The organism is Corynebacterium tuberculostearicum, assembly GCF_016894265.1.
GTDB classification, from domain to species: Bacteria; Actinomycetota; Actinomycetes; order Mycobacteriales; family Mycobacteriaceae; genus Corynebacterium; species Corynebacterium tuberculostearicum_D.
Genome location: NZ_CP069791.1, coordinates 2,268,107 through 2,280,167 on the forward strand (window position 1 = coordinate 2,268,107; position 12,061 = coordinate 2,280,167).

Below are 12,061 nucleotides of genomic sequence, written 5' to 3' on the forward strand. Positions count from 1 at the left end.
GAATCTGCGCAGCAGATTCAGGGGGCCGACACCGGAGAAGCGTGACCCTTACAAACAGGCTGTGGCCCCGGCTGCGACAAGCAGTTGGGGCCACCCTGCCACAGTAAGCCTGATAAGTAGGAGGTGGATATGCGAGACAAGTTCTCGACATATTCGCGCACCACCGTGCGCCTCGATAAGGATTTAGACCGATTTGTCGAGGAGGTCGCACGGGTCGTAGGGGTGCAAAAGGCCGTCGTGTTCCGGGAAGCTCTCTATGTCCTCGCAGAGGAGGAGAGTGTGCTGACGCAAAAGCGCTTGGCCCCGGACACGCTGCGCCGCCTTGACGAGATGAACGACCAACTGCGGCGGATTGGCGTCAATCTAAACCAGTTGGCTCGCCGCGCGAATATCGACGGCGTGGCCCCCGTGTCTGAGGCTGTAGAGACGATTGGCTCCGAGGTTTCTTCTCTTCGTAAAGAGGTGAAGGACTTTGTCCACAATCAAGATTAACTACAGCCAGGACATCCGCGCGGCAACGGTCTATGCCGTCTATGGAACGGCAGACAATGCCCGCAAGGGTGAGGTGCGAGCTGATGCTTTATGCACGGTTCAACCTAACGCTGAATCTTTTTCGCCACAGGCTACAGCTGGCCGTTGGTCGGGTGTGGACTTCATGGAAGCCAGTGTGGAAGAAATGGAGCGTTATGCTCCGGCTCAGCGCACTGACGAAGCAATTATTTATATCCAATCGTGGGCTAAAGACGAGCTGGATAAGGATGACCCGGCTGATGTAGCTCGGGCTAATGCGACTGGCTCAGAGCTGGCGATGCGGCTGACGCAGGGCACGGGAGTTCCGTTTACCGTAGCTACGCACACCGACAGTAAAAGCGGCTGTGTCCATAACCATATCGTCTTTGCCAACCACGATACGCAGACGAAGAAGGCTGCGCCTCGGGATATGCGCAACTGGTACAAGCTGCGCAATATCAACGATGAGCTGATGCGCGATTTGGGGATGCGTGTCTTGGAGCGGGAGCCGGAAATATCGCTGCTTCCTGCTGAGCGCAGGGCACGCAAGGAGGGCAAGTCCACAGACTCGACGGGCCTGGGCGTGGATGAGCTGACCGCAGCCACGTGGGCGGATTTCGCCCGCAAGCGCATGGATGAGCTGTGCGCGGATGAACGGGTGGCCGATGCTGACGACCCACTGGTGAAGGCAGTAGAGGTTGCTGGCGAATACAACCTGTCTCTAAAAGTGCAGCCCAAGTCAAAAACCGAGGGTGAGTCGCTAACCGTGGCCCTGGTCGACGATGACGGAGAGGATGCCTACTTCACGAACACCACGAAGGCCGGGCGTACTCGAAAGCGTAAGGCAGCTAAAGCTGGCTCAAAATTGGGCCGCAGCTACTCGCTAGAGGGCGTGACCGAGCGCGTTAACGAGGCTCAATCAGCCCATATTGCGCGGCAGCTTGCAGCACTTCAAGCTAATGCAACCGATGATGACGACCTGGAGGCGAAATACGGCTCCAGCCTTCTCGATGACGAGGAGGAAGAAAACTATTACACCCAGGAGGTATTAAATCATGGTCTCAGTGACCGAGATGACGGAGCTAGCCCAAGCAGCGGCGAAAGGCAAGATGGAAAACGTCTTGAAGGTTCTCAGCCCGCGCCTGAACAAGGCGGAGAAGTCTATCAAGACGCTGCAGGAGAAACTGAAGAGTCTGCCGGAGAATACAGGGGATATTCTCAGTTCTCTGCCCAGCGACTTCTCGACGAGGTTGACGCAAGCGGAAAGCGAATTAAGGAACGTAAAAGGCAATCTCGCCGCAAACAAGAACTACGTGAGCAGCAGTCACTTCCAGATAGCGATGGTGGACGTGCAGCAGATGATCCTGGGTCTGATAAAGAACATCGAGGATCTGCCCAACGGCCTGGAGGGGGTAAAAGGGTACCTAATCGAGATAAGCGAGCAGATGTCGCGTCTGACAAGGATGCAACAGCTGGTACTCAAAGCAGCCGAAAGCCCCATCCATCTCGACAAGGATTCCAGCCAAGCAGTAGCCCAGAGCCTGAACGCTCAGATGACTTCCAGCCTGACTTCTAGCCTGGAACCGCTGGTAGAAGTAGCTGTATCTGAGGCAATGTCGAAAGAGTCTAAGAGCCTGCACGAGGCAGCAGAAGCATCTAAGAAGGCTCGCAGTGCCTTGCTCCATGAGAAGGAGTCCAACGAAAAACTGCTGGAGGAGATACGCGCAGAACGCAAGCAGTATAACGACGATATGGAAAAGTCGAACACGAACTTTATTAAGGCTTGCCAGTCTGCCTCGTGGATTGCAGCCAGTGTTCTCTTCGTTGCTATCGCACTCGTTGCTGTCGGAGCCTTGGGGAAGGGGCTGCTAAGTATGCTCGGCATACCCGACGGCGTGTCTGCCTTGTGGGGTCACGTCCAGGAGGCCAACGGCATCGGCCCAACACTGGGCTGGTTGGCGTTAACACTTATCGTCATAGGGGTTCTTATAGCGCTTATGACCTGGATGCTGTCCCAGGCTGCGCCGGGTATTGCTCACTTGGTCGAGGAATATCGTCGCAATCACCCGAGGAAAGAAACGAACCACTAGTGCACCGTAAAAAGTAAAAAGCCCCACAACACAGCGTAGCGGTTAACCGCTACGTTTCTTTTATGCTCTCTCTGGTGCTGTTGCAAAGTTGGGGCAGTAGGAAGGGCGACGTGAAATAGACACAGCCATGGGTGTCTTCTCCGGTTGTCATTTCCCCCGTGACATCATCCTGTGGGCAGTAGGTGGTATTGCCGCTACGGGGTGAGCTACCGCGATCTCGAAGAGATGATGACCGAGCGGGGTGTGCCAGTCGATCACACCACGATCTACCGCTGGGTGCAGAAATACGCCCCTGAGTTGGATAAGCACACTCGGTGGTACCGGCTGGTACCCGACTGGCAGGCCCGGTCCTGGCGGGTGGATGAGACCTATATTCGGGTCGGCGGCACGTGGTGCTATCTCTACCGGGCTATTACCGCCGGTGGGCAGACCCTGGACTTTTATCTCTCTCCGAAGCGCAATGTCGCGGCGGCCAAGCGTTTCCTGGCCAAGGCGCTGCGATCGAATACGACAGCCGGGTCCCCGCGGGTAATTAATACAGATAAGGCACCCTCCCTGGCCAAGGCGATCTCCGAGCTGAAGGCGGAGGGAATCTGCCCTCAGACGGTGGAGCACCGTCAGGTGAAATACCTGAACAACGTTTTCGAGGGAGATCATGGCCGGTTGAAACGAATCCTGGGACCGAAGGGGGCGTTCAAAAACCGAATTTCCGCCTACCGGACGTTGAAAGGGATGGAAGCGATGCATTCATTGCGGAAAGGTCAGGGCACGATGTTTGCTTATGGGCACCCCAATCCGGACGCGGTGATCGTCAACCGGGTCTTCGAGACGGCCTGAGAACGCCGACACGCAGCGGCCATCAGGAAATGAGAAACTGGGTCGTCTCGGCTCTCCGCCCAACTTTGCAACAGCACCGAAGCGATTTAGTACCAGAAATGAAGCCACCGGATATGTGCACCAGTGATTAGCCTAATCGCCGAGACTACACGCTGACGCCTGAATCAAGAGGTGACGGCACTTATCGTATAAATATTCCGTTGAATTTCTGGATCACAATCAAGCAGAAATAGATCCCAGAGGGAGCCCTCTGCCATCGCTCGACAGATTAACGGCTTCTACTTGACTGGTAAATTCCCTAGGGACTGTCTCTTCGCCCAAAGCTAGGTCATACCATAGCCTAGACATGTTAGACCCTTCACTGGCGGGTTCGTCAACGTCTTTAGCTACACATGAAAGGCTATACAAACCCCATTCAGATTCATCAAATGGGTAAGTGCCGAAGTCTCGCATATCCCTACGGAAATCTTGCATCATGACTTCGCGAATTACTTCGTCTCCCCCATGTGTAATTTCGTCAGTTACATAGAGTATCTGTGTGATCTCTCGAGCCTTATCCACCCTTTTTAAATACTGTTTATGGAATTGTTCAAGGTCAGACTCTCGAGCGAGGAAGTAAGTTGTAAAAAGAAGAGTTTCGCCCAACATATTAAATCGGATCACCGTCTACAGTGAAAGCTCCAGAATTTGTATACCTAGGCTGAGGGTAGCAGTGCCTTTTATGTCCCACAACCGCGCGAAGGGTAACGCTTAGGGGCGTGTCGGGCGGCATCACTTCCACACCGACTTAAGTGACAAAATGCCATCGCTAAAGTCCCAATTTGAGTCCCAAGACGTGCGCCTTAAGAGAAATAACTAAAGCCCCTACCGGCGTTTCCACTGGTAGGGGCTTGGAAGTTGGTAGCGGGGGCAGGATTCGAACCTACGACCTCTGGGTTATGAGCCCAGCGAGCTACCGAGCTGCTCCACCCCGCGTCGAGATGACTTCCATCATCTGCGCTTGAACAGTGCGTTAACACAAAGTGTATTCGCTCTGTCCTGGCGACTCATGTAACTATACATAGGGAAAGGCACCTACCCAAATCCGCTGGGCAGGTGCCTAATCCATCGCGATTATAAGCCGAAACTACTTGTCCGCCTTCTGATAAGACTCCACAGCCTTATCGAGCTTATCTAGGGCGCGTCCGTATTCTTCGAAGGAGCCATCGCGCGCATCTTCAAGCCCCTTCAGGGCCTTATTGATGTCATCGATGGCGCCCGCCTCGTCGGAAGAAGACGGAGCGGAAGCTGGAGCCGAAGGCTTATCATCCTTGGACTCGTCCTTCTTCTCCTCATCCTTGGCGCCATCCTTGTCCTCGGAATCGCCGTCAACTTCCTCGATGTTCTGGGCAGACTTGGCGTCGATTCCCACCTGCTCGAGGGCATCGCCGATGGTCGGGGCGTAGCCCACGCGGCCTTTATAGGACACGAGCACGCGCAACAGCTTCGGGAAGGCAGAAGCCTGGTCCTTGCGCTGCGAGTAGATCGGCTCGAGGTACAGGATTTCGCCGCCGCCTACCGGCAGGGCTAGCAGGTTGCCGTTGTGCAGGTCGTTGGTGCCCTCCCACAGGGTCCGGTCGCGGGCGACCTGGTCGGAGGACATCATCGCATCCTGTGCCTGCTTCGGGCCCTGGGTCTGCGTATTGGTGGGCAGTACGCGCACGGTGATATCGCCGTAGTTTTCCGGTTCGGAGGATACGGCCATGTGCGCAGACAGGAACTCGCGGTTAAGACCACGGTAAGAGGTGGTCAGCTGGAAGGTCGGCTTGCCGGTCTCCGGGTCAGCGGCCATCACGTAGTACGGCGGCTGATTGAGCTGGCGGGATTCCTCCGCGGTGGGGTCATTCGGCACGGACCAGAAGGCATCGTTATTGAAGAATACATTCGGATCATCCACGTGGTAGCGAGCCAACAGGTCACGCTGCACCTTGAACATATCCTCCGGATAGCGGAAGTGCTCGCGCAGCTCATCGGAGATCTCTGCCTCAGGCTTGACGACGTCCGGGAAGACGCCCTGCCAGGCCTTGAGCACCGGGTCATTCTTGTCGAACTCGTAGAGGTCCACAGTGCCGTCATAGGCATCGACGGTGGCCTTGACCGAGTTGCGGATATAGCCGACCTTGTCATTGACCAAGCGCTGGGTGGTGCCATCGGGATTGAGGGTGTCCTGGGTGGCGTCGGAAAGCGAGGCACGCTGGGAATAAGGCAGGGACTCCAAGGTGGTATAGCCATCCACAATCCACTTCAGGCGGCCATCAACCACGGCTGGGTAGGTAGCGGAATCGGTGGTCAGCCACGGAGCAACCTTCTCCACGCGCTCGCGCGGATCGCGGTCATATAGCAGCTTCGATTCGCTGCCGACGCGATCCGAGAGCAGGAAGTTCAGCTCGCGATACTTGGCGGCGTACATGGTGCGGTCAAAGATGTTGCCAATGCCAACGCCGCCCTTGCCGTCATAGGTGTAGGTGGAGCTATCGGTGTCGTACTCGACCGGGTTATCTCCAGTCTTGCCGGTAATCGCATAATCCATGCCGTCGGCCGCGTCGGCAATGACCGGGCCGTAGTAGATGCGCGGCTGATCAACCTTAATGCCAAGGGACTTCTCTGCATCCTGGGTCTCGCCTTCGCCCTCGGACTCGCCGGCCTGGGTCTGCAGGTCAGACACGGTAAAGATGGGGAAGCCACCGCGGGCAGAACCTGCATCGCGGGCCACCTCATCGACCTTATTGGCCTGCGCTGCCACGAAGCCATTGCCGTGGGTGTAGACGGTGTGGCGGTTAATCCAGTCCGACTGATTCTCTCGCAGTTCGTTCGGATCCAGCTCTCGGGCGGCGACGACGAAGTCACGCTTCTTGCCGTCGATCTCGTAGCGGTCCATCGACAGCGTCTCTGGGAAGCCATAGAAGTTCTTCAGCTGCTGCATCTGGGTAAAGGTAGGAGAAAGGATCTCCGGATCCAGCAGGCGGAGGTTATTGATGGTGGCGTTATCAGAGGCCACCTTGTCATCGGAGACTTCCTCCCCGCCCCAGTTGTCTTCATAGGTGACGTGATCATCCGTGAGCCCATAGGCATAGCGCGTGGCCTCGATATTGCGGGCGATGGATTCTTCTTCCTTCGCCTGGCGGTTAGGCTGTACGGAAAAGCGTTCCATCAGCAGCGGCCATGCCTGGCCAATGACCAGCGAGGACAGCAGCATCAGCACCACGGCCAGGCCGGGGATGCGCAGGTCCTTGATGACAACGGCCATAAACAGGGCCACTGCCACAAAGACGCCAATGATCATCAAGATGATCTTCGCCGGCAGGTAGGCGTGAATATCGGTATAAGAACCACCGGTAAAGAGGTCGTGCTGGGTATTAAGCAGCTCATAGCGCTCCAACCAGTAGCCGATGACCTGGACTACCATCCACAGGCCGGCGGTAATCGCCAGCTGCAGGCGAGCTGGGCGGGAGATAGAGCCGCGCACACCGGCGGCTTTATTGCCAATGCGGATGCCGCCCAGCACGTAGTGGCCGAAAAGTGCGATGAGGAAGGCCAGGATCAACAAGATGGACAGGGTGCTGACCACCATCTTTAGTACCGGCAACGTGAAGGCATAAAAACCTAGGTCGTGGTGGAACTGGGCGTCTTGTTCGCCGAATTCCTGGCCGTTGAGGAAGAGCAGTACCGTGCGCCAATTGGACTGGCCGATGAAACCGGCGATGATGCCCACGATGGCGGGGATGACCTTGAAGAAGACACCCATGGACTTCTCAATGGACTTGCGGTACTGATACACCGGCGAGTTCAGGTCTCCCAAGTCGAGCGAATCCGGGCGCCCGCGCCAGGCAAAATAGCCGGCGGCCCACACCACTGCAGCGGCCACAAGACCGAAGATGATAAAGAGGACTATCCGCGCAATAATCGCGGTGGTGAAGACGTTCCGGTATTCAATCGCACCAAACCACCTCCAATCCGTGTACATGCCCACGAGCATGGGGCCGAAGAACAAGAGGACGGCAATGATGGCCGCAATGATTGTCGCGACCCGCGGGGGCCGCTTCAACGGGGCGGCTGGTGTGGATGACCCTAAGGACAACGCCAGCTCCAATCAACTAGTGCGAATTTAAAACCTGTAGACTTCTTCCAGCTTAAGGAAGCAATACACAGATAACGAATAAGGATGTTCATGAGTTCCCCCGAATTATCACAGCCAGCTTTAAACCGCGCGATGACCGAAGCCGTGGAATTCGTCCACGCCGAAGGCTGGGACGCCCGCCCCACCATCTTCGCGCTGGTTCCCACCCACTTGGTAGCCGATCAGCTTGCCGCACTCGATGAAGAGGACGCCGCACCGCTTACCCTCATCGTGCAAGATAATGTGCCCGAAAACATCGAGCCCGGTTCAGAGCAGCTGGCCGATTATGTCTCCCGCCTGGCCTGGCCGCGAGAGGTTGCCGGCGTCATCTTGGCCCAAGAGATTAAGTTCCGCGATACCTCCAGCGAGGACCCCTCCCCTCGCCCGGCGCGCCTTTATTCCGGTGCGCTGCGCGAGGAAGGCATCGAAACCACGTTGCTGCAGCTGCGCCCCACCGAGGAGGAGTTGGAAGCAGCCGGACCGTTCGCGGAAGATGACATCCAGCTGCGCGGCGGCCCCCAGGTAGCTCCGGGGGTCATTGCGGCCTTGCGCTATGGGCTGAACCAAGACCCGGATGAGCTAGATTAGACTGAAGTGACAATTCTCGCCTGCGACTAAGGAGCATTTTCCTACCGTGCGACGCATTACTCTCACTCGCCTGACCGCCACCCGCGCCACCGCAGCAGCGCTTCTGCTGGGTGTAGGCGTGAGCACTGCCGCTTGTTCCTCGGACGATGCCGCGCCTGCCGACGCCCCCGTGGAGACCGCCCCTGCCGGCGCCGAGTCCACCGCCCCTGCGGCGGATACCGCTGAGGAAACCAGCACCGCCTCTAGCTCCTCTTCCACCGTTGCGTCCAGCGCTGAATCGAGCGCGGCGGAAAGCTCGGGGGTGTCTGAGGGGGCGTCGGCAAGCAAGGAGCCCGGCAACGAAAAATTGGAAAAGTCGGTGGCCAAGGCCTATGACATCTTTGCTCCGGTAGCGCCCAAGGAGCTCTTCGCGCACTTCGACCGCTGCGATTCCACGGGCGGGGACGATTCCTATAACTGCTCTGGGCCGGAGGTAGGCCAGTTCCAGTTCTTCCGCTCGCACTCCAAGGCCAAGCAAACCACGCAAGTGCTCACCGAGCTGCGCAGCTCGCAGGTCATCGAAGATGACGGCGACCGCGTCGTAGGCTGGTCCACCTTGGGAACCACCGCGGTCATCACCGTAGTGGACAATAAAGAAGGCATGGTTATGCAGCAGATGATCTCCTCCGACCAGGAAGACCCAGAAGAGAAGATCAAGGAGCTGGGCCTAGCTAAGTAGGCCGACTACTGGCAGGTTTTAATATCCTTGCCGTCCGCGAAGTCCTTCATCGTGGACACTGCCTCATCCAAGGTGGAAACTTCCGCGATGGGCATATCGCCGTGGTCGCTCGCGGCGGCCTCGGAGCAATTATCCTTCGGCGCGAGGAAGAGCTCCGCTCCGGCCTCGTGCGCCGCAGCGATTTTATGTTGGATGCCGCCAATGGGGCCTACTTTGCCATCTTCCTGAATTGTGCCCGTACCGGCCACGAACTTGCCGCCGGTGAGATCTTCCTCGTTGAGCTTATCGATGACCGCCAGGGTGAACATCATGCCGGCGGAGGGACCGCCAATATCCTGCAGGTTGTATTTGACCTTTATATCGTCTTGCGGGACCGAGAGCATGGCGATGCCCAGCATTGCCTGTCCCTTTTTGTGAGGGTTCTCCCCTAGCTCTATTTCTTCTTCTTGCTCCTTGCCGCCCCGCTTGACTGTCAGCGTGACCTTATCGCCAGGGCTTTTCTGCTTGATGACGTCTTGGACCTCGCCCGGCTCCGAGACCTCCTTGCCGTCTACTGCGGTAATGACATCGTCCTTCTTCAGCGTGCCCTGCGCCGCGCCCTCATCCATGACTTCCGCGATGGTGATCTTTACCGGCAGGTGCAGGTAATCCATGGCCGCCACGGTGGCTGCAGACTCGGACTGGGTAAAGGCCTGCTTATTGGACTCTTCTACCTCTTTATCGCTCATGTTCTGCGGAATGACGGTATCGATGGGCACGATGGTGTCATCGGTCATTATCCAGCGGCCCAGCGCCTGCGCGAGGGTCATATTGGTGCGCACGGAGACCGTGGTCATGTTGAGGTGGCCGTCGGTGTCATAGGTGTGCGGCGCCTGAACATCGACGACCTGGGTTCCGTCGACCTCCCCCAATGTGTCCACCGTGGGTCCTGGGCCCTCAGCGGCATAAGGCACGGTCAAAGACACATCGGTGCCGGGGATATGGTCAAGCGATACCAACGCACCGGTGAGGACGACGGGGATGGCACCCCATGCGATGGTGCGGACGCGACGGCTAGCAGGAGAATTCACGGATCAATACCCTACAACCTTTGCCGTAGTGTTCGCTGTCAGCGTAGCGGGGATCATGGAAAGTAGCCGGATGGTGCCGGTAGATTAGTACGCATGAGCAACGGATTCGGTTTTTCTTTCCCCAATAACGATGACGACGATAATGACGGACGTCGTGACCAGAACCCGTTCGGCGCATTCGGCGGCGCTAATGGTGGCGGCCTGGGTGACATGCTGAACCAGTTCGGTCAGATGCTGTCCGGCATGGGCTCTTCCATGAACTCGCCGGAAAACTCCGGCCCAGTCAATTACGACATGGCCAAGCGCATCGCCCTGCAGCAGATCTCACAGTCCAAGGCGGTAAGCGCGGACGATACCAAGGCCGTAGAGGAATCCGTCCGCTTGGCGGAGCTCTGGCTTGATGACGCCACCTATTTGCCCACCGCCTCCGGCACGGCCAAGGCTTGGGATTCCAAGCAGTGGTTGGAGGAGACCATGCCGGCGTGGCAGCGCATGGTCACCCCGGTGGCAGAGCACATGAATGATGCTCAGCTGGAATCCATGCCGGAAGAGGCCCGCGAGATGATGGGCCCCATGACCAAGATGATGAACCAGATGTCTGGCATGAACTTTGGCATGCAGCTCGGCCACGCCTTGGGCGATTTGGCCTCCCAGGCGCTGACCGGCTCCGACTTCGGCCTGCCCATCGCCCCAGCCAATACCGTGGCACTGTTGCCACAGACCATCCAGAAGGTCGCCCGCGAGCTAAATGTTCCTGGCCAGGAGGTGCTGGTTTATATTGCCGCCCGCGAGGCTGCCCGCCAGCGCCTGTTCAAGCACGTGCCCTGGCTGGTAGAGCGCATCGTCTCCTCCGTGGAGGAATATGCCATCGGCCTGGTTATTGATACCTCCCATCTGGAGGAAGTCACCCGCGAGCTCAACCTCGAGTCCGGCGATCCACAGGCAATCCAGGATGCAATGAGCAAGTTGCAGGGCATGGACCTCTCCCCGCGCATTACCTCCAAGAACACTGCGGCCGCATCCCGCCTCGAGACCCTGCTGGCACTGGTGGAAGGCTGGGCCGAGCACGTCGTTACTGAGGCACTGGGCGAGCGCATCCCGTCGACCTCGAAGCTGACCCAGGCATGGGCTCACCGCCGCAGCACCGGCGGTTCCGCCGAGAACGCTTTTAGCAAGGTGGTCGGCATCGAGCTTAATGCCCCGAAGGTCTCTGAGGCCGCTGAGCTATGGCGCCGCGCCACCGTCGCCGTGGGCGCGGAAAAGCGCGATAAGGCCTGGGATCACCCAGACTTCCTGCCCACTGCGGAGCACCTTGATAACCCGGCCGCCTTTATCGACTCCCTGCTGGACGAAGGCCCGGATGAGGGCTTTGAAGAAGAGTTTGCCAAGCTGGAGGAAATGCTGAAGAACGGCGAGGATACTTCTGCGGCGCAGGGCGACGAGTCCAAGGAGTCCGAGAAGCCGGAAGACCAAGACGACAAGAAGGAGAAGGGCAACGAGGACGAGGAGAACTAGCAGCCCCAGCGCTGATAGGCCTCAAGATAGCCCTTCGCCCGCTCAGCGTGGGGTGCCCTGTCCGCCCACTGCCAAAAATCCCGCCCGTGGCGTGGGATGAAGGTGTGGGTGAGCTCGTGAATGATTACTGAATCCAGCACATAGTCCGGCACGTGTTGCAGCCGGTCGCTCAGCCGAATATCCGCGGTGGAGGTAGTACAGCTACCCCACCGCGTATTTTGATTGCTCACCCACCGAATAGAACCGATGGTCGCGCGGCCATCTAAATACGCCGCGTTGAGCCGCCGCGCACGTTCCTCGAGCTGGGCGTCCGTGCGGCGCCCGCTGCCCTGTTTCTTTTCCACCCGCGCCAACATGTCCGCGACTGCATCGCGCTCATCGCGCGCGGACATCCACGCGGGAATGCGCACCTCGAGCACCCCGGATACCATGCGCGCCTGCACGGTTTTCTTCCGCTTGGCAGAGCGAATGACTTTGACCTCTGGGGACTGCGGTGCGGTAGGTTGCGTGCTCGACATGACAGGTGATTGTACCTGTGGTGCAATGGAGACCACATACTTCGGGGGAAGGGGTTAAA

General features: G+C 58.0%; 9 protein-coding genes, 1 tRNA gene and 1 pseudogene. 7 read left to right on the forward strand and 4 right to left on the reverse strand.

Annotated elements, in window-relative coordinates; translation table 11 throughout:
- Positions 1–129 precede the first annotated feature (129 nt).
- From I6J28_RS10845 to I6J28_RS10860, 4 genes and pseudogenes are all read left to right on the forward strand, one after another.
- Positions 130–492, forward strand: coding sequence for a MobC family plasmid mobilization relaxosome protein (locus I6J28_RS10845; protein WP_204609871.1), 363 nt, complete (start codon positions 130–132; stop codon positions 490–492).
- On the forward strand, positions 473–2,086 hold the full coding sequence (locus I6J28_RS10850) for a relaxase/mobilization nuclease domain-containing protein (RefSeq protein WP_204609873.1): 1,614 nt from the start codon (positions 473–475) through the stop codon (positions 2,084–2,086). The genes I6J28_RS10845 and I6J28_RS10850 overlap by 20 nt, the downstream gene beginning before the upstream one ends.
- Entirely contained in the window at positions 2,064–2,600 is a 537-nt protein-coding gene (locus I6J28_RS10855) for a hypothetical protein (RefSeq protein ID WP_239454603.1), read from the forward strand. Before I6J28_RS10850 ends, I6J28_RS10855 begins: the two co-directional genes overlap by 23 nt.
- 127 nt (positions 2,601–2,727) lie before the next feature.
- Positions 2,728–3,437, forward strand: a pseudogene (locus I6J28_RS10860) (IS6 family transposase).
- An 898-nt stretch (positions 3,438–4,335) separates the two neighbouring features.
- Here the strand turns inward: I6J28_RS10860 and I6J28_RS10865 are convergent.
- Positions 4,336–4,412, reverse strand: a tRNA-Met gene (locus I6J28_RS10865).
- 151 nt (positions 4,413–4,563) lie between these two features.
- The gene (locus tag I6J28_RS10870) at positions 4,564–7,521 is read right to left on the reverse strand and encodes a UPF0182 family protein (protein ID WP_204609875.1); all 2,958 of its coding nucleotides are present in this window, start codon (positions 7,519–7,521) and stop codon (positions 4,564–4,566) included.
- Positions 7,522–7,644: 123 nt separating this feature from the next.
- Between I6J28_RS10870 and I6J28_RS10875 the strand changes: the two genes are divergently transcribed.
- Complete coding sequence (locus tag I6J28_RS10875; RefSeq protein WP_005322346.1) at positions 7,645–8,181, forward strand: PPA1309 family protein; 537 nt, start codon at positions 7,645–7,647, stop codon at positions 8,179–8,181.
- 46 nt (positions 8,182–8,227) lie between these two features.
- On the forward strand, positions 8,228–8,899 hold the full coding sequence (locus I6J28_RS10880) for a beta-N-acetylglucosaminidase (protein ID WP_204609876.1): 672 nt from the start codon (positions 8,228–8,230) through the stop codon (positions 8,897–8,899).
- Between the two features lie 5 nt (positions 8,900–8,904).
- Here I6J28_RS10880 and I6J28_RS10885 read toward each other — a convergent pair whose 3' ends face one another.
- Positions 8,905–9,969 (reverse strand): YlbL family protein, encoded by a 1,065-nt coding sequence (locus I6J28_RS10885; RefSeq protein WP_204609877.1) that lies wholly within the window; start codon positions 9,967–9,969, stop codon positions 8,905–8,907.
- Positions 9,970–10,062: 93 nt separating this feature from the next.
- Here I6J28_RS10885 and I6J28_RS10890 point away from each other — a divergent pair, with 93 nt between their 5' ends.
- Positions 10,063–11,484, forward strand: coding sequence for a zinc-dependent metalloprotease (locus tag I6J28_RS10890; RefSeq protein ID WP_204609878.1), 1,422 nt, complete (start codon positions 10,063–10,065; stop codon positions 11,482–11,484).
- Here I6J28_RS10890 and I6J28_RS10895 read toward each other — a convergent pair.
- Positions 11,481–12,002 carry a M48 metallopeptidase family protein gene (locus I6J28_RS10895; protein ID WP_204609879.1) on the reverse strand — a complete coding sequence of 174 codons (522 nt, stop codon included), beginning with the start codon at positions 12,000–12,002 and terminating at the stop codon, positions 11,481–11,483. The genes I6J28_RS10890 and I6J28_RS10895 overlap by 4 nt on opposite strands.
- Positions 12,003–12,061: the final 59 nt, after the last annotated feature.